At 74.9% G+C, this 17,820-nt stretch carries 15 protein-coding genes; 11 read left to right on the top strand and 4 right to left on the bottom strand.

The features are described from left to right. Window positions 1-398: 398 nt before the first annotated feature. The 4 genes from ACFYZF_RS30155 (at window position 399) to ACFYZF_RS30140 (ending at window position 4,980) form a co-directional block, all read left to right on the top strand. On the top strand, window positions 399-788 hold the full coding sequence (locus ACFYZF_RS30155) for a VOC family protein (RefSeq protein ID WP_387026497.1): 390 nt from the start codon (window positions 399-401) through the stop codon (window positions 786-788). A gap of 445 nt (window positions 789-1,233) precedes the next feature. Continuing rightward, window positions 1,234-2,253 carry a cobalamin biosynthesis protein gene (locus ACFYZF_RS30150; RefSeq protein WP_387026495.1) on the top strand — a complete coding sequence of 340 codons (1,020 nt, stop codon included), beginning with the start codon at window positions 1,234-1,236 and terminating at the stop codon, window positions 2,251-2,253. Then, window positions 2,250-3,794 (top strand): cobyric acid synthase, encoded by a 1,545-nt coding sequence (locus tag ACFYZF_RS30145; protein WP_387026493.1) that lies wholly within the window; start codon window positions 2,250-2,252, stop codon window positions 3,792-3,794. The genes ACFYZF_RS30150 and ACFYZF_RS30145 overlap by 4 nt, the downstream gene beginning before the upstream one ends. Window positions 3,795-3,918: 124 nt before the next feature. Next, entirely contained in the window at window positions 3,919-4,980 is a 1,062-nt protein-coding gene (locus tag ACFYZF_RS30140; RefSeq protein WP_387026491.1) for a hypothetical protein, read from the top strand. Window positions 4,981-5,005: 25 nt separating this feature from the next. On the opposite strand, the gene ACFYZF_RS30135 is transcribed toward ACFYZF_RS30140, so the two are convergent. Then, window positions 5,006-5,407 (bottom strand): rhodanese-like domain-containing protein, encoded by a 402-nt coding sequence (locus tag ACFYZF_RS30135; RefSeq protein ID WP_387026506.1) that lies wholly within the window; start codon window positions 5,405-5,407, stop codon window positions 5,006-5,008. Between the two features lie 125 nt (window positions 5,408-5,532). Here ACFYZF_RS30135 and ACFYZF_RS30130 point away from each other — a divergent pair, with 125 nt between their 5' ends. From ACFYZF_RS30130 to ACFYZF_RS30115, 4 genes are all read left to right on the top strand, one after another. Next, window positions 5,533-6,177 carry a hypothetical protein gene (locus ACFYZF_RS30130; RefSeq protein ID WP_387026489.1) on the top strand — a complete coding sequence of 215 codons (645 nt, stop codon included), beginning with the start codon at window positions 5,533-5,535 and terminating at the stop codon, window positions 6,175-6,177. Between the two features lie 36 nt (window positions 6,178-6,213). Continuing rightward, a complete protein-coding gene (locus tag ACFYZF_RS30125) occupies window positions 6,214-7,566 on the top strand; it encodes a dipeptidase (protein ID WP_387026504.1) in 1,353 nt (450 codons plus the stop codon). Between the two features lie 77 nt (window positions 7,567-7,643). After that, window positions 7,644-7,850, top strand: a complete 207-nt coding sequence (locus tag ACFYZF_RS30120; RefSeq protein ID WP_350886162.1) for a hypothetical protein — start codon at window positions 7,644-7,646, stop codon at window positions 7,848-7,850. A 132-nt stretch (window positions 7,851-7,982) separates the two neighbouring features. Next, entirely contained in the window at window positions 7,983-9,563 is a 1,581-nt protein-coding gene (locus ACFYZF_RS30115) for an ATP-dependent DNA ligase (protein ID WP_387026487.1), read from the top strand. Window positions 9,564-9,657: 94 nt separating this feature from the next. Here ACFYZF_RS30115 and ACFYZF_RS30110 read toward each other — a convergent pair whose 3' ends face one another. The 3 genes from ACFYZF_RS30110 to ACFYZF_RS30100 all read right to left on the bottom strand — a co-directional run bounded on the left by ACFYZF_RS30110 (window position 9,658) and on the right by ACFYZF_RS30100 (window position 14,168). Continuing rightward, the gene (locus tag ACFYZF_RS30110; RefSeq protein ID WP_387026485.1) at window positions 9,658-10,056 is read right to left on the bottom strand and encodes a hypothetical protein; all 399 of its coding nucleotides are present in this window, start codon (window positions 10,054-10,056) and stop codon (window positions 9,658-9,660) included. Between the two features lie 661 nt (window positions 10,057-10,717). Further along, on the bottom strand, window positions 10,718-11,539 hold the full coding sequence (locus ACFYZF_RS30105; RefSeq protein ID WP_387026483.1) for an SURF1 family protein: 822 nt from the start codon (window positions 11,537-11,539) through the stop codon (window positions 10,718-10,720). A gap of 496 nt (window positions 11,540-12,035) precedes the next feature. Further along, window positions 12,036-14,168 carry a transglycosylase domain-containing protein gene (locus ACFYZF_RS30100; RefSeq protein ID WP_387026481.1) on the bottom strand — a complete coding sequence of 711 codons (2,133 nt, stop codon included), beginning with the start codon at window positions 14,166-14,168 and terminating at the stop codon, window positions 12,036-12,038. Between the two features lie 133 nt (window positions 14,169-14,301). Here ACFYZF_RS30100 and cobC point away from each other — a divergent pair, with 133 nt between their 5' ends. The 3 genes from cobC to cobA are packed head-to-tail and all read left to right on the top strand — an operon-like array spanning window position 14,302 to window position 17,743. Continuing rightward, the gene (gene cobC, locus ACFYZF_RS30095) at window positions 14,302-15,384 is read left to right on the top strand and encodes an Rv2231c family pyridoxal phosphate-dependent protein CobC (protein ID WP_387026479.1); all 1,083 of its coding nucleotides are present in this window, start codon (window positions 14,302-14,304) and stop codon (window positions 15,382-15,384) included. Beyond that, on the top strand, window positions 15,384-16,481 hold the full coding sequence (cobT, locus tag ACFYZF_RS30090) for a nicotinate-nucleotide--dimethylbenzimidazole phosphoribosyltransferase (RefSeq protein WP_387026502.1): 1,098 nt from the start codon (window positions 15,384-15,386) through the stop codon (window positions 16,479-16,481). The genes cobC and cobT overlap by 1 nt, the downstream gene beginning before the upstream one ends. Next, window positions 16,478-17,743 carry a uroporphyrinogen-III C-methyltransferase gene (gene cobA / locus ACFYZF_RS30085; protein ID WP_387026477.1) on the top strand — a complete coding sequence of 422 codons (1,266 nt, stop codon included), beginning with the start codon at window positions 16,478-16,480 and terminating at the stop codon, window positions 17,741-17,743. The genes cobT and cobA overlap by 4 nt, the downstream gene beginning before the upstream one ends. The last annotated feature ends 77 nt before the right edge of the window (window positions 17,744-17,820 follow it).

Raw genomic sequence — 17,820 nt, 5'->3', positions numbered from 1 at the left:
CGACCTCGACGCCATCGCCGACGAACTCAACGGACGCCCCCGACAAACCCTGGACTGGGACACCCCTGGTGAGAGAATGTCCCAGCTCCTCGATGCAACCACCGCTTGAGACCGCCCCAGGGGCCTTTTCCCTCCAAGATCCTCCATGCGGTCAGCGGGTGGCCCGGGTAGGCGTCGAAAATGGCGCTGGTAGGCGTGACGCACGGCATGAGGGGCCGAGGTCTCGGTTTGAGAACTTCGACGATCTTCGGAAACGGCTCTGCCTGCGCTGCTCCCGCCAGCAAAGGCGCGTCTCCGCCAGCCGCCCCAGGCCGGGAGAGCCGCCCGACTTTGCCGAGGCCCTGCCAGTACCCGGCGACCGAGCACACCGGACCTGCCGCGCTGTTAGCGTTCGGGCTGTGCGCGGGGAAATCAGGCTCGATCATTGCGTGATCGCGGTGAGTGACTGGGACAGGTCGGCGGCCTTCTACCGGGACGTGCTCGGTGCCGAGGTCGTCGGGCATCCCGGCGGCCGAGTCGCGTACCGGTTCGGCGACCAGCAGCTCAATGTCCACGGCCCCGGCCTGGACGTCGGGGCGCTGGTCGCTCGTTCTCCTGTCGCCCCCGGGGGTAGCGACCTCTGTTTCTCCTGGCCCGGGACGGTGGACGAGATTCTCGACCATCTCCGGCGGCACGGCGTCGACGTGGCGGCCGGGCCGGTCGACCGCGACGGCGGGCGCGGCCGTGGCAGAAGCGTCTACTTCCGTGATCCCGACGGATCTCTGCTGGAGTTGATCAGTTACCGGTGACGGCCGGCGGTGGGCACCGTATGGCGCAAATCCCCGTCCCAGTAGTTCGAGAATGCCCTCTTCGCCGCCGGTGCAGGCATTCGGCGTATTCCGCCCTTCTCGACTCTTGGCCGATTGCTCCTCCGTATGCCCTTTGGCGTTGATGTCGTAAACGACTCGCCCGGGGCGATGTCGCAGACGGCTCAGCTCTAAAGCAAGTCGCAGACGACTCAGCTCCAAAGCATCCTGCGCAGGTGGCCCGCCTCCGGCAGGGCGCCCCCGCGGCCTCGTCGCGGTTCTCGCCGTCCTTGCTCGCAGCTCCGGCTACCGGTTGGGCAGCCGAGCCGGCTGGTAGAGCCAGCGCGGCTGTCGGATGGTCGGCCCGGCTTCCGGTGGTCGGTCGAGCTCAGCGGCCGTCACGGGGTTTCCAGGGGCGGCTAGGCTGGCCGGCCGGAGGTGGTGGCAGGTGCGGCAGTCGGTCGCCGTGGCTAACGCGGCAGGTCTGGTGGCGGGGTACGCCCTTGACTCCCTCCTCGGCGACCCCCGGCGGTGGCATCCCGTGGCCGGCTTCGGCCGGGCGGCCGGGGCGCTGGAACAGCGCGTGTACCGGCCGGACCGTACCGCCGGGGTGGTGTTCACCGCGCTCGCCGTCGGGGTGCCGGTGCTGGTCGGCGCGGCGGCGACGGTGGCCACCCGGCACCGGCCGGTCGGCCGGGCCGCGCTGATGGCCGCCGCGACCTGGACCGTGCTCGGCGGGCGCACGCTGCGCCACGAGGCGAAGGTGATGGGCCGGGCGCTGCGCGGCGGGGACCTGCCGACGGCCCGCCGCCGCCTGGGGCACCTGTGCGGGCGGGACCCGTCGACGCTCGACGAGCCGGAGCTGGCCCGCGCCACCGTCGAGTCGGTCGCCGAGAACACCTCCGACGCGGTGGTGGCGCCGCTGCTGTGGGGGGCGGTCGCCGGCCTGCCCGGCCTGCTCGGCTACCGCGCGGCCAACACGCTCGACGCGATGGTCGGCCACCGGTCGCCCCGGTACGCCCGGTTCGGCACCCCGGCGGCCCGCCTCGACGACGTGCTCAATCTCGCCCCGGCCCGGCTGACCGGGCTGCTCACGATCGTGGTCGCCCCGACCGCGCACGGCGACCGGGGCCGGGCGTGGCGGGTCTGGCGGCGGGACCGCAACGGCCATCCCAGCCCGAACGCCGGGCAGTGCGAGGCGGCGATGGCCGGGGCGCTCGGAGTGCGGCTCGGCGGGCGCAACATCTACTTCGGGCGGTCGGAGGTGCGCCCGTACCTGGGCGACGGGCCCCGCCCGGAGGCGCGGCACCTGAAGCGGGCGGCGCGGATCTCCGGCGCGGTAGGGCTGGTCGCGCTCGGCGTGGCCGCCGCGTACCCGGTCACCGCCGGCCGACTGGCCGGCGTGTTGGCGCGGGCGGGCCGGCGGGCCGTGGCCGCCCGGGTACGCGGGACGGGGGCGGGACGGTGAGCGGGGGGCTGCTGGTCGCGGGGACGACCTCCGACGCGGGCAAGAGCGTGCTCACCGCCGGCATCTGCCGCTGGCTGCACCGGCGCGGGGTGCGGGTCGCGCCGTTCAAGGCGCAGAACATGTCGAACAACTCGGCGGTGGTGGTCGGCCCGGACGGCCGGGGCGGCGAGATCGGCCGGGCCCAGGCGATGCAGGCGGCGGCCAGCGGGGTCGCCCCCGACCTGCGGTTCAATCCGGTGCTGCTCAAGCCGGGCAGCGACCGGTCCAGTCAGGTGGTGCTGCTCGGCGAGGCCGTCGACACGGTCACCGCTGGCAACTACCACGCCCTGCGGCCCCGGCTCGCCGAGGCGGCGTTCGCCGCGCTTGCCGAGCTGCGCGAGGCGTACGAGGTGGTGGTCTGCGAGGGGGCCGGCAGCCCGGCGGAGATCAACCTGCGGGCCGGCGACTACGTGAACATGGGGCTGGCCCGGCACGCCGACCTGCCCACGATCGTGGTCGGGGACATCGACCGGGGCGGGGTGTTCGCCTCGATGTTCGGCACGGTCGCCCTGCTCGACCCGGCCGACCAGGCGCTGATCGCCGGCTTCGTGATCAACAAGTTCCGGGGCGACCTCGGCCTGCTCCAGCCGGGGCTGGACATGCTGCACCGGGTCACCGGCCGCCCCACGTACGGGGTGCTGCCCTGGCACCTCGACCTGTGGCTCGACGCCGAGGACTCCCTCGCGTACGGCCGGGTGCTCGGCCGGCCGGCGGCCCCGCGCGGCACCGACTGGCTGGACGTGGCGGTCGTCCGGCTGCCCCGGATCAGCAACGCCACCGACGTCGAGGCGCTGGCCACCGAGCCCGGCGTCCGGGTCCGGCTGACCGTGGAGCCCGCCGAGCTGGCCGCCGCCGATTTGGTCGTGCTCCCCGGCTCCAAGTCCACCGTGGCCGACCTGGCCTGGCTGCGCGAGACCGGGTTGGCCGACGCCGTGCTGGCCCACGCGGCGGCCGGCAAGCCGCTGCTGGGCATCTGCGGCGGCTTCCAGATGCTCGGCCGGGCCGTGCACGACGCGGTGGAGAGCCGCGCAGGCAGCGTCCCCGGGCTGGGCCTGCTGCCCGTCGAGGTCACCTTCGAGAAGCGCAAGACCGTCCGGGTCTCGGCCGGCACCGCCGCCGCCGACCCGGGCGTCCCGGTCCGGGGGTACGAGATCCACCACGGGTACGTCTCGTCGGCAGACCCGGCGCTGCCGCCCCTGCTGACGTACGCGGACGGTGCCGGCGAGGGGGCGGTGCTCGGCGCGGTGTGCGGCACCCACTGGCACGGGGCCTTCGAGTCCGACGCGTTCCGCCGCCGGTTCCTCACCGAGGCGGCCCGGCTCGCCGGCCGTACCGGCTTCCGGGTCGCCCCGGACAACGCGTTCGCCGCCGCCCGCGAGCGGTCCCTGGACCTGCTCGGTGACCTGGTCGAGGAGCACCTGGACACCAACGCCCTGTGGCGGCTGATCGAGTCCGGCCCGCCCCCCGGTCTCCCGTTCATCCCACCCGGCGCGCCCGGCTGACCCGACCCGCCCGTCGACAGTGACGTGTCGCACATTTCCGGACAGTCGCAGGTTGGCCACCCCGCGTCGATCAAGGGTTCGGCGGAGGGCCGTGACGGGCGGGCGCGCTCGCTAGGCTGCGCCGATGATCTTCAATCGCAGGGGGAAGCTGGCGGACCGGATCGCCGCCGTCGAGGCGGCCGTACGCGGGCGCGACGGCACCGCGATGACCCGGGCCGTGCCGCGGGTCTGGGAGGTGGCGCAGCAGGCGTCCGTCGTGGAACTGGACGCGGCCCTGCCCCGGTGCGTGGCGCTGTTGCCGCAGCTCGGCCCGGGGGCCGGGGGTCAGTTCTCCGTCCTCTGCGGTGCGCTGGTCGAGCTGGGCGCCCGCCCCGACCCGCTGGTCGCCCCGGTGGCCGACGGGTTCGCCGCCGCCCTCGCCGGCGCGCACCGGTTCCGGTCCGGCTGGCAGCGAATACGCGGCGACGACGCGCTGCCCGACCCCGAGGACCCCGGCACCATGGACGCGGCGATCGGCGTGCTGACCGAGGCGTACGGGGACGAGCAGCGCGCCTTCGACGCGGTCCAGGGCTGGTACGCGGCCGGCACCTGGGCCATGCCCGCGATCACCCTGTTGCAGCAGTCCGCCGCCGTGCGGGCCACGTTCCCGCACCGGGAGCGGCTGCTCGCGGTCGGGGCGGAGCTGGCCGGCGAGCGGCCCGACCTGGAGTGCGTCCTCGGGCTGCTGCGGGTGCTCGACGGCGAGCGGCTGCTCGTGCTGCACCGGGCGACGGGCCGGGGATGGCGGGTCACCATCGACGGCGTCGCCGACAACTTCCAGCTGCACACCCTGCTGGCGGGAGCGCTCGCTGGGCCGGCCGAGCGGGGGCTGATCGAAGGGCTGACCGTCGACCCGTCCTGGGTCGAGGTGGCCACCGACGCCCCCGAGGACCGGTTCGGCGGCACGGTCGTCGGCAGCTTCAACCTGGTCGACGGGCACGGCAAGTGGATCTGGAACGAGGGCGCGCCGGCGGACATCCCGCTCTTCGACGACGCCCGCGTCGTGGTCCTGGACCCGCCGCCGTACCAGCGGAGCTGGAACAACATCCGGCGGTTCCCGCTGATGTCCGCGGCGCTGACCGTGGAGGAGACGCTCGCTCCGACCGAGGCGGCCGACTGGCTGGCCCGGGTGGCCGAGCCCGCCTGACCGCCGGCGTCGGAAGACGGCCGGTTCAGTGACGGACGTCGGCGGGGCGGTCGGACATCGGCAGTCCCGCCTCCCGCCACGCCTGCACCCCGCCGACCATGTCGGTGGCGCGGTGCAGGCCGAGCGTCCGCAGGCTGGCCACGGCCAGGCTGGAGCTGTAGCCCTGCCGGCACACCAGCACGATCTCCCGGTCGTACCCGGTGGCCTCGGGAACGTGCCAGTCGCTGGCCGGGTCCAGCCGCCACTCCAGCACCGTCCGGTCGATGACGACCGCGCCGGGCAGCTCGCCCTGTTCCCGGCGCTGCGCCTCGGTTCGGGTGTCGACGAGCAGCGCGCCGAGGCGTACCGCCTCGACGGTCTCGTGCGGGGTCAGCCGGCGGACCCCTGAGCGGGCCTGTTCCAGCAGGGCGTCGACGCCCGGGCTCATCACGTTGTGGCGCACGGCACGAGCATGCCCGCCGCCCGGGTGGTTCGTGCGGTGAATCGGCCTCGGTTCGACCGGACGACGTACCCGCCGTGGGCGGGGCGCCCCGGACCGCTAGCGTCGGGCCCGTGGTGGTTCCGGTCGTCGAGACGTACGCCGAACTGGGCCGGCGGGTGCTGGCCGGGCCGGCGCGGTTGGGGCGTACCCGACTCGTGGCGGTCGACGGGCGCAGCGGCGCGGGGAAGAGCGTCTTCGCCGCGCGCCTCGCGGACGCCCTCGCCGCGCTGCCCGGCGGCGGGCGGCCGCCGGTGGTGCACACCGACGACCTGCTCGACGGCTGGGACGATCAGCTCACCTTCTGGCCCCGGCTGGAGGCGCGGGTGCTCGCGCCGCTGCGCGCCGGCCGGCCGGGCGGGTACCAGCGGTACAGCTGGGTACGTGGGGCCTTCCTGCCCCGCGAGGTGCCGGTGCCGCCCGCCCCCGTGGTGCTCGTCGAGGGGGTCAGCTCGGCGCGGGCCGCGGTCCGGCCCGATCTGACGCTGTCGGTCCTGGTCGTCGCGCCCGACGAGCTGCGGTTGACCCGGGCGGTGGCCCGGGACGGGCCGGGGATCCTGCCGGAGCTGCGCCGCTGGCACGCCGGCGAGCGGGCGCACTTCGCCGCCGACGCCACGGCCGACGCGGTGGATTTGATCGTCGACGGCGCCCCGGCGGTGCCGCACGATCCCGACCGGGAGTACGTCCGCCTCCGGGCCGGGGACAGCCGGTGGAGGTAAGGCCGACATACGATGCCGGTCATGACATCACCGATCATGTCCGACGCCGAGGTGCGGGCCGCCGTCGAGCGGGAACTGCCCGGCGTCCGCGCCGACCTGGAACGACTTGTCCGTATTCCCGGAATCGCCTTCGAGGGCTTCGACCACTCGCACGTGGAACGCTCGGCCGAGGCCGTGGCGGAGCTGCTGCGCGGCTGCGGCCTCGACGTGCGGATCGTGCGCTCGGGCGGGCAGCCTGCGGTGATCGGGACGAGGGCCGCCCCGCCCGGTGCGCCGACCGTGCTGCTCTACGCCCATCACGACGTGCAGCCGGTCGGCGACCTGTCGCTGTGGGAGTCCGACCCGTTCGAGCCGGTCGAGCGCGACGGCCGCCTGTACGGGCGGGGCGCCGCCGACGACAAGGCGGGAATCATGGCGCACATCGCGGCGCTGCGCGCGTTCGGCGACCGGCTCCCGGTCGGCGTGGTGCTGTTCATCGAGGGCGAGGAGGAGTACGGCTCGGACTCGCTGGAGCGGCTGCTCGCCGAGCACCGCGACGAGCTCGCCTCGGACGTGATCGTGATCGCCGACTCCGGCAACTGGGACATCGGCGTGCCGGCGCTGACCACCTCGCTGCGCGGCATCGTCAACTGCTTCGTCGAGGTCCGCACCCTGGACCACGCCGTACACAGCGGCATGTTCGGCGGCGCGGTGCCGGACGCGCTGACCGCGCTGGCCCGGCTGCTGGCCACCCTGCACGACGACGCCGGTGACGTGGCCGTCGTCGGGTTGGCCGGGCGCGAGGGCGCGACCGTCGACTACCCGCAGGACCGGTTCCGGGTCGAGGCCGGGCTGGCCGAGGGCGTGTCGTTCATCGGCACCGGCCGGATCACCGACCGGCTGTGGACCAAGCCGGCGCTCGCCGTGCTCGGCATCGACGCCCCGGCCACCGGCGAGGCCCCGAACGCCCTGGTCCCGGCGGCAAAGGCCAAGCTGAGCGTACGGCTGGCGCCGGGCGACGACCCGAAGCGGGCGTACGAGGCGCTGAAGGAGCACCTCGCGAAGCACGCGCCGTGGGGCGCCCAGGTGACGGTGACGTTCGAGCACGACGGCGAGCCGTGCGTGATCGACGCGTCCGGCCCGATGTTCGACGCGGCGCGGGACGCCTTCCGTACCGCCTGGGACGGCACCGAGCCGGTGGACATCGGCATCGGCGGCTCGATCCCGTTCATCGCCACCTTCCAGGAGATGTTCCCGCAGGCCGCGATCCTGGTGACCGGCGTCGAGGACCCGCACGCCCGGGCGCACGGGCCGAACGAGAGCCTGCACCTCGTCGAGTTCGCCCGGGTCTGCGCGGCCGAGGCGTTGCTGCTGGCCAAGGTGGCTGCTGCCGGCACGAACCGGAGTTAGGTGACGAAACGGTAACGCCCCGGTTCGGGCGGAGGTTTTCGGCGTGTCGGGAGCTGGGCTGTTATAGCGTTTCGAACATGAGTACGAACGAGGTGATGGCCCGGCTTGAGGCCGCCGTCAGCGCTCTGGGGGACATCGACGTCTCCGCGTGGCCCGAGGACACGCTCAAGGAACGGATCGGTGATCTCTCCACCGCCCTGGTCGCGCTCGACGCGGTGCTCTCCCGGGTCGCCGACGAGGTGCGCGCCCGCGGCCTGCGCATCGAGGAGCCCGTTCCGGCCTGATCAAGGTCGTCGCCGGGCTGGTCTGGGGGGAGCGGCCCGGCGTCGGGGGGCGGCTGGGAGGCCGGAAGCGGCAACTTTCGGCCTCCGCCGCGTATCCCCAGCGGTGTCGGGGGTGGCTGGCAGGATGGGAGCGTGCGGTTCCTCGACCTGGCGGCCACCTCCGCCGCCGTGGGCGCCACCAGCGGCCGGCGGGCCAAGGTGGACCTGCTCGCCGCCGCCCTGAAGGCGCTCGACCCGGCCGAGGTTCCGGCAGGGGCGGGCTGGCTCGCCGGCGAGTTGCGACAACGCCAGACCGGTGTCGGCTGGGCCGGCCTGCGCGACCTGCCTCCGCCGGCCGCCGAGCCGACCCTGACCGTCGTCGCGGTCGACGCCGCCGTCGACGAGATCGCGGCGGTGCGCGGCCCCGGCTCCCAGGCCCGGCGTCGGGCGTTGCTCGACGCGCTCTTCGCCGCGGCCACCGCCGACGAGCAGCGCATGCTGCGCGGGTTGTTCAGCGGCGAGCTGCGCCAGGGCGCCCAGGCAGGGCTGCTCGCCGACGCGGTCGCCCGGGCCGCCGACGTGCCGATCGGCGCCGTCCGCCGGGCCCTGCTGCTCGCCGGTGACCTGCGCGCGGTCGCGGTGGCCGCCCTGCGCGGCGGCGCCGCCGCGCTGGCCGACTTCGGGCTCCAGGTCGGCCGCCCGCTCGCCCCGATGCTGGCGCAGAGCGCCCCCTCGGTCGACGAGGCGCTGGCCGCGACCGGCGTCCCCGCCGTGGTCGACGTGAAGCTCGACGGCATCCGCATCCAGGTGCACCGCGCCGGCTCCGACATCGCCGTCTTCACCCGGAGCCTGGACGAGATCACCGCCCGGGTGCCCGAGGTGGTCGCCGCCGTCCGGGCGCTACCCGCCCGGCAACTGGTGCTCGACGGCGAGGCGATCGGGCTGGACGCCACCGGCCGGCCGCTGCCGTTCCAGCAGACGTCCAGCCGGGCCGCCCGTCGCACCACGCCGAGCAACACCGGCCCCGCCCCGGTCGCACCGGCGGTCCTCGCCGCCGCGGGGACCACCGGCGAGGCGGTGCTGACGCCGTACTTCTTCGACCTGCTGCACCTCGACGGGGAGGACCTGGTCGACCGGCCCGGCCGGGAGCGGTGGGCGGCGCTGGCCGGGGCCGTCGACCCGACGTTGCTGGTCGGCCGGGTGGCGGTCGACGGCCCGGAGCAGGCCGGGGCGGCCTTCGCCGCCGCCCTGGACGCCGGCCAGGAGGGGGTGGTGGTCAAGTCCCTCGACGCCCCCTACGACGCCGGGCGGCGCGGCGCGGCCTGGGTGAAGGTGAAACCCCGGCACACCCTCGACCTGGTGGTGCTCGCGGTGGAGTGGGGCAGCGGCCGGCGCAGCGGGTGGCTGTCGAACCTGCACCTCGGCGCGCGGGACCCGGGCAGCGGCGAGTTCGTCATGCTCGGCAAGACGTTCAAAGGGCTCACCGACGAGGTGCTGCGCTGGCAGACCGAGCGGTTCCTCGCCCTCGCGGTGGAGCGGGGCGACTGGGTGGTCCGGGTCCGCCCCGAGCAGGTCGTGGAGATCGCCTTCGACGGCGTGCAGTCCAGCTCCCGCTACCCGGGCGGGATGGCGCTGCGCTTCGCCCGCGTGGTCCGCTACCGCAGCGACAAGACCGCCGCCGAGGCGGACACGATCGACGCGGTCCGGGCCCTCCACGCCGGCCGCCGCCCCTGACCGGCCCCGGGGCCACCCCGGCGACGGGTCGCTGTCGGGCGATGGAGGCCCCCGGGCGGCGGGGCGCTGTCGGGCGGCGCGGCGGCGTCGGGGTTCAGCGCATCGACAGGGACCGGGCGTAGTTGACCTGGTTGTTGACGTGCATGACCTGCCCCTGGTCGGTGACGGGGATGCGGGCCACGTACTGCCGGGGCCCGCTGGTGACCGTGACCTGCACGGTGCCGTGGTGCCGGGTCTCCTTGATCAGCAGGAAGAGCAGGCTGAAGATGGTGAGGCAGAAGAACCCGAGGACGGCGCAGACGATCGCCCAGGGGGCGATCTTCTCCTCCCTCTGCCAGTAGTCGGCGACGTGCCACTGCGCCCCGGCCAGGGGCAGCACGCCTGCCGGCGTACGGATCTCCGGCGGCGTGACCATGATCTCGCCGATCTGCACCGCCACGGCGGACGGCGCCACGTACTGCGGACCGCCCGGGGCCACGGTCGGCAGCGCCATCACGGGCGGGTGCGGCCCGGGCCGACCGGCGACCGGCGGTGCCGAATAGGGGTCCGGCGATGCGGAGTACGGGCTCGGCGGTGCCGAGTACTGAGCCGGCGGTGCCGAGTACGGGCTCGGCGGTGCCGAGTACGGGTCCGGTGATGCCGAGTACGGGTCCGGTGATGCCGAGTACTGAGCCGGCGGTGCCGAGTACGGGCTCGGCGGTGCGGAGTGCTCGGCGGGCGGCGGCGGCGAGTACGGGGCTGCTGGGACCTGGTCGCCCGACGTGGCGGGGAACGGTCGCGTGGCGGGCAGCGCGGCGAACGGGGCAGCGGCGAACGGGTCGGCTGCGGCCGGGAACCCTGCCGGCGGGGTCGAGTACGTCGTCGACCGGGGCGTGACCGCCCAGGGATCGGTCGACGGGTGTGCCGTCATCGGCTCCGGCGGGTGTCCCGGGGGCGACGGCTCCGGGTGCGGCGGTGGCGTGGGATCATGGGTCACCGTGACCCCCCACGGGAGTTGATCACCCGCGGACACTACAACGTTCCGCCGGGTCGCGGGTCCGCCGACCGTCCGGTAGCTGGTCGGACATCACTCCGAATCGTCGACATCGCCCGCGCTCGTGGACCGGCGATGTCGACGACACCGAGTCGATCACGGCGGCCCGTTCCCGCAGGTGTCAGGCCGGGGTGGTGGGCGTGGGCTCGGCGGCTCGGTCGAGCGGCTTGCGTGGCTCGTCCAGCCCGGCCACCCGGCGGGCCTCCCGCCGGGCCACCCAGCCGTAGCCGAAGAGCGTCATGGCGGCGAACAGCCACCACTGCACCACGTACCCGAGGTTCTGCCAGTTGTTGGTGTGCCCGATCGGCACCGCCCGGAACAGCGAATCGGCGGCCGGCGTCTGCTCGTCCAGCAGGACGTACGCGCCGTGCACCGGGTACGGCAGCTTGCCGGCCAGCCGGGGGACGGCGATCCGGCGGGTCTCCAGCCGGCCCGCGCGCCGGTCGACGGCCCCGACGCCGCTCTCGGTCGGGTGCACCCGGCCCACCACGGTCACCTCGCCCTCGGGCACCGGCGGAAGCTGCGGCTGGGCCATGGCCCCGCCGGGCGCAGGCGGCACCCAGCCCTGGTCGACGAGCACGGCCGTGCCGTCGGCGAGGACCAGCGGGGTGACCACCTCGAAGCCGACCCGGTTGTCGACCGTCCGTCCGCGCACCAGCACGATGTTCGCAGTGTCGTACCGCCCGGTCGCGGTGACCCTGGTCCAGGTGGCCTTGTCGGCGGGGGCCGGGCCAGCGGTGCCGGCGCCCCCGCTCGGCGCGGGCACGGCGTCCCGCAGCGGCACCGGGGTCATCCGCTCGCCGGCGTCGATCCGCTCGTTGATCGCCGTCCGGCCCTGGTACCGGGCCATCTGCCAGTTGCCGAGCAGCACCATCACAGCCGCAGCGACCAGGGTCAGTGCGAGGATGCCCAGCCAGCGTGGCGTCAGGAGGAACCGGTACACGCGTCGAGGCTACCCGTATGACGGCCACCACTGGTCCGCGGCGGGCCCCACGGCCCCAGCCGCCCACCGGACACCGGCAGACCGGCCCGGGGCGAACCTGGTAACCCCGCCCCGCCCCCGTCGCTGTGCCGGGCCGCTTGCTCCCTGCACGGGCAGGCCCCGGCGTGGTCTGGGGGTGCACACGATCGCAGCGCACACGTTCGCGCTGGATCGGGGAACAAGATCGTGCTCGATCAGGGAAGGTGTGGCCTCGTTGCGGTAGGAGGCCACACTTTCCGGGATCGAGCACGATCTTGCGTGCCTGGCCGATTGCCGGGCGGTTCCCGGGAGGCCGCCCGGCCCCGGAAGGCTCCGGGTTGGTAGGTCTCCGCTCATCGTCGGGGCAGGTGTCAGGCTCGGGTGGTGCCGATCGCGCCTGCCGGCCGCCTGCCTGCCGCCTGCCGCCTGCCGCCGGAGACGTGGCCGTGCGTCCCCCGTACTACGTACGACACACGTCCTAGCCGACTATCGCGTCGGAGGGTGGGGTGAACTGGCGGGTGGGTTGGCCCTTGAGAGCGTCGCGGAGGGTCTGGGCGACCGCGTTGACCGGGATCTGGGACTGGCCGTCGCCCACCGCGTTGAACGGGTTGTCCGGGTCGGCGATGAAGCTCGCCGCCGCCAGTTCCGGGGTGTATCCGACGAACCAGGCCGACCTGGTGCTGTCCGTGGTGCCCGTCTTGCCGGCCACCGGCCGCCCCACGGTGCCCCGCACGCTGTCCGCCGTCGACCAGCCCCCGCAGCTGCCCTTCGCCGGGGTGTCCCCGGTCGGGCAGCGGGCGGCGTCGGTGGCGGCCCGGGCGGCGTCCGCGTTGACCACCTGCCGGCAGCGCGGCTTGGCGACCTCCCGCGTGATCCCGCCGACCGTGGTGTACGTCGTCGGGTTGCCGTCCCGGTTGCTGATCGACTGCACCGGCATCGCCTCGCAGTACCGGCCGTCGGCGGCGATCGCGGCGTAGGCGTTCGACATCTCCAGCGGCGTGGCGTCGGAGACGCCCAGGGTGAACGCGCCCCACTTCTTCGCCTTGCCGGGTGACGCCTGCTCCCGGTCGACGTCGGTGCGCCAGCGCAGCCCGAGCTGCTCGGCGAGCCGGACCGCCGCGTCCGCCCCGACCTTCTCCTCAAGCTGGACGAAGTACGTGTTCACCGACTTGCCGAAGCCGGACCACATGGTCTGCCGACCGGTCATCGCGCCGCTGGCGTTGGACGGCGCCCAGCCGTCGTAGATCGCCGACTGGTACCTGTGCGGCGAGTCGTACGCGGTGGACAGCGGCATGCCCGCGTTGAGCGCGGCCAGCATCGGGAACATCTTGAACGTCGACCCGGCCTGGTATCCGGGCAGGTCGCCGCCGCCGAGCAGCGGGGCCACGGTGTTCGGGTAGTTCGCCTTCACCTTCGGGCCGGCCTCCGGGTTCGAGCTGAGCCCGTTCTCGCTGACGTCCAGCGAGTAGTTCCGGTTCACCGCCATCGCCTTCACCCGCCCGGTCCCCGGCTCGGCGAGCACGATGCCGTTGGCGAACGGGCTGCCGGTGCTGTCCTTCGCCCCGACGTTGTTCTCGGCCGCCTCCTGCATCTTGGGGTCGATGCTGAGCACGATCCGGTAGCCGCCCCGGCGCAGCTTGTCCATCCGTTCCAGCCGGTTCTCGCCGAACGCCGGCTGCGCGCTCCACCAGTTCTTCAGGTAGTCGCAGGCGAAGCCCCAGCTGTTGTACTTCTCGGGCAGCGAGGCGCAGTCGTTCGGCGGGTCGGTCAGCCGTAGCCGGATCGGCTCGGCCTTCGCCGCCGTCGCGGCGTCCGACGAGAGGTAGCCGAGCTGGGTCATCCGGTCGAGCACGTAGTTGCGCCGCCCGGTGGCGTCCTTCTGGTCGGAGGTGACGGGGTCGTACTCCGACGGGGACTTGACCAGTCCGGCGAGGGTGGCCGCCTCGGCCTGGGTGAGGGTGGCCGGCGTCTTGGAGAAGAAGATCTGCGCGGCGGCGTAGATGCCGTACGCCCGGTGGCCGAAGTACGCGGAGTTCAGGTAGCGCTCCAGGATCTCCTCCTTGCTCAGCTCCTTCTCCACGTCCAGGGCCATCCGCATCTCCTTGACCTTGCGCAGGCTGGTCTGCTGGGTGGCCTCCTGGACCTCCTTCGGGGTCCGGGCGCTGTCGCGCAGGGCCATCCGGACGAACTGCATGGTCAGGGTCGACGCGCCCTGGGACACCCCGCCGGAGCGGGAGTTGGCCACGAAGGCCCGGGCGACGCCCTTCGGGTCGACGCCGTGGTGCTGGTAGAAGCGGCTGTCCTCGGCTGCCACGATGGCCTGCTGGATGTTCGGGGACATGTCCGACAGCTTGGTGTAGCGCCGGTACTCCTCGTAGAACATCGTCAGCACGGTCCTGCCGTCGGGCGCGTACAGGTAGGAGGTCTCGGCGGGCAGCGCGGTGCGCAGGATGTCCGTCTTCTGTTCCACGGCGTGCGCGGTGGCCTTGGCGCCGAGCCCGGTGAGGGCGGCCAGCGGGTAGAGGGCCCCGGCGATCACGATGCCCGCGATCAGCCCGGCACGCAGGAGAGGGACGAGACGACCAGCGCCAGCAAGGGGTCGGTTGCTCACAGGGTCAAGCTATGACATTTCCGATTCAAAAATGAGAAAAACTCATAAACGGCTGGTCGGGTTGGCGGGTGGTGACGCGGCCCACCCCGGGATGCGTTGTTCCGCACGGCGGCTTCCCGGCAGGATCGCGGACATGCGTGCTCAGCCGGCTTCGACGACCCCCACCCGGGATGAGCCGGACCTCGGCCACCACGGGGACGCCGAGGTCGGCGACGGCCTGGTCGACCTCGCGGTCAACGTGCGGCGGGCCCCGATGCCGGGCTGGCTGGCCGAGCCGATCACCGCCGCGCTGGGCGACCTGGCCGCGTACCCGGACAACCGGGTGGCGCGGGCGGCGGTCGCCGGCCGGCACGGGCGTCCCCCGGAGGAGGTACTGCTCACCGCCGGGGCGGCCGAGGGATTCGTGCTGCTCGCCAGGGCCCTGACCGGGGTGCGCCGGCCGGTGGTCGTGCACCCCCAGTTCACCGAGCCGGAGGCCGCGCTGCGGGCCGCCGGGCACGACGTCGACCGGGTGCTGCTCGACCCGGCCGAGGACTTCCGGCTCGACCCCGCCCGGGTGCCGGCCGACGCCGACCTCGTCATGATCGGCAACCCGACCAACCCCACCAGCGTGCTGCACCCGGCCGCCGACCTCGCCGCGCTGGCCCGCCCCGGCCGCGTCCTCGTCGTCGACGAGGCGTTCGCCGACACCACCGCCGCCCCCGGTGTGCCGGGGGAGCCGGAGTCCCTGGCCGCCCGCCGGGACCTGCCCGGCCTGGTCGTGGTGCGTAGCCTCACCAAGACCTGGGGGCTCGCCGGGCTGCGGATCGGCTACCTGCTCGGCGACGCCGCCCTGCTGGCCCGGCTGGCCGCGGCGCAGCCGCTCTGGGCGGTCTCCACCCCGGCGCTCGCCGCCGCCACCGCCTGCGCGTCCCCGGCCGCCGTCGCGGCCGAGCGCGCGATCGCCGCCGGGCTGGCCGCCGACCGCGACCACCTGGCCGCCCGCCTGTCGGCCCTGCCCGGGGTACGCGTCGCGGGCCGCCCGGCCAGCGCGTTCGTGCTGGTCCACCTGCCAGGCGCGGCCGGGGTGCGGCAGCGCCTGCGCGAGCGCGGCTGGGCGGTACGCCGGGGCGACACCTTCCCCGGCCTCGGCCCCGACTGGCTGCGGGTGGCCGTGCGCGACCGGGCCACCATCGACGCGTTCACCGAGGCGCTGGCGGAGATCCTGGAGGCATGATGCTTGAGCCCACGATCGCGGCGATCCGGCCGCTCGACGAGCCGGCGATGGTAGCCGCCGGGGAGCTGCACGGCCGGCTGACCAAGCCGGCCGGCTCGCTCGGTGCCCTGGAGGAACTCTCCGTCCGGCTCGCCGGCCTGGCCGCCGCCTGCCCCCCGCCGCTGCCCGAGCCGGCCGCCGTGGCGATCTTCGCGGGCGACCACGGTGTGCACGCCCAGGGGGTGACCCCCTGGCCGCAGGAGGTCACCGCGCAGATGATCGGCAACTTCCTGGCCGGCGGGGCGGTGGTCAACGCGTTCGCCCGGCAGGCCGGCGCCTCGGTCACCGTGATCGACGTCGGCGTCGCCACCCCGCTGCCGCCCGCCCCGTCGGCCGGTGCCGCGGCCCCCCACGGCGGCGCGAACTCCGCCGGGCCCCGGTTCGTGGCGGCGAACGTGCGCCCCGGCACCCGGGATCTCGCCGTGACCGCCGCCCTCACCCGCGACGAGGCCCGAGCCGCCGTGGAGACCGGCATCCGGGTCGCCCGCGAGCTGATCGACGCCGGGGCGGGCATCCTGCTCACCGGGGACATGGGCATCGGCAACACCACCCCGGCCGCCGCGTTGGTCGCCGCGTTCACCGGCGTCGACCCGGCCGAGGCGACCGGCCGGGGCACCGGGGTGGACGACCCGACGTACGCCCGGAAGATCGACGTGGTCCGGGCGGCGCTGGCCCGGCACGCCCCCGATCCGGCCGACCCGCTCGGCGTGCTCGCCGCCGTCGGAGGCCTGGAGCACGCCGCCCTGGCCGGGCTGATCCTCGGTGCCGCCGCCCGCCGGGTGCCGGTGCTGCTCGACGGGCTGATCGCGGTCAGCGCCGCGCTCGCCGCCGCCGCGTTCGCCCCGGACGCGGTGGGCGCGATGGTCGCCGGGCACCGCTCGGCCGAGCCGGGCGCCACGGCCGCGCTGCGCCACCTCGGGCTCGATCCGCTGATCGACCTCGGGCTGCGCCTCGGCGAGGGCACCGGCGCGCTGCTCGCCCTGCCGGTGGTCACCGGCGCGGTCCGGGTGCTGCACGAGGTGGCCACCTTCGACTCGGCCGGGGTGGCCGAGAAGTGAGCAGCCCCTACCCGCTCGGGCTGCGGCTGGCCGGCCTGCGGGTGGTCGTGGTGGGCGGGGGCACGGTGGCCACCCGGCGGGTGCCGGCACTGCTCGACGCGGGCGCGGACGTCCTGCTGGTCTCGCCAGAGCTGACCCCGGCCCTGCGCGCCCACGCCGACGCCGGCCGGCTGCGCTGGGAGCCGCGCCGCTTCGCCCCCGGCGACCTGGACGGCGCCTGGCTGGTCCAGACCGCTGTCGACGACCCGGCCGCCGCGGCGGCGGTCAGCGACGCCGCCGCCGAGCGCCGGATCTTCTGCGTCCGCGCCGACGACCGGGCCGCCGCCACCGCCTGGACACCCGCCGTCACCCGGCACGGCCCGGTCACCGTCGCCGTCCTCGGCGGCGGCGACCCCCGGCGGGCCATGTCGGTCCGCGACGCCGTCCGCGCCCTGCTGAGCGCCTGCCAGTACCCCGGGGCGAGGCCTCCGGCGGCGCAGGGGGCCCCTGTCGGTGCCCCTCGGCGGAGCGGGGCGGTCGAGGGGGGCGGGCCGGCCGCCGGACGGGTGGCGCTGGTCGGGGCCGGGCCGGGCGACCCGGAGCTGATCACCGTGAAGGGGTGGCGGCTGTTGACCGAGGCCGACGTGGTGGTCGCCGACCGGCTGGTGCCCGGGCTGCTCCTGGACGAGCTGCGCCCCGACGTCGAGCTGGTGGACGCCTCGAAGATCCCGTACGGGCCGTCCCGTGCCCAGGAGGAGATCAACCGCATCCTCGTCGACCGGGCGCTGGCCGGCGCGTTCGTGGTCCGGCTCAAGGGCGGCGACCCGTACGTCTTCGGTCGGGGCGGCGAGGAGCTGCTGGCCTGCGCGGCGGCCGGGGTTCCGGTGACTGTGGTCCCCGGGGTGACCAGCTCGATCGCCGCCCCCGCGGCGGCCGGCATCCCGGTCACCCACCGCGCGGTGGCGCACGAGTTCACCGTGGTCTCCGGGCACCTCGCGCCCGACTCGCCGGCCTCCCTGGTGCGCTGGGACGCCCTCGCCGGGCTGCGCGGCACGCTGGTGCTCCTGATGGGGCTGAAGAACCTGGCCGCGATCACCGAGACCCTGATCGCCCACGGCCGGCCCGCGCAGACCCTGGCCGCCGTCGTGCAGGAGGGAACGACTGGCGGGCAGCGGGTGCTCCGGTCGACGCTCGGCGCGGTGGCCGCCGACGTGGTCGCGGCGGGGCTCCGGCCGCCGGCCGTGGTGGTCGTCGGCGACGTGGTGGGCACGCTCGGCGGCTGAGCCTGCCGGTGCGGGCGGGAGCGACCGACGGCCGGAGCGGGCGGTGCCGCTCCGGCCGCCGGCGGGCCGGGCCTGCC

The sequence above is a fragment of the Micromonospora sp. NPDC001898 genome (genome assembly GCF_042891255.1).
Lineage (GTDB): Bacteria > Actinomycetota > Actinomycetes > Mycobacteriales > Micromonosporaceae > Micromonospora.
Note: the sequence above shows the minus strand (reverse complement) of the source record. Positions and strands in the feature narration are given on the sequence as shown.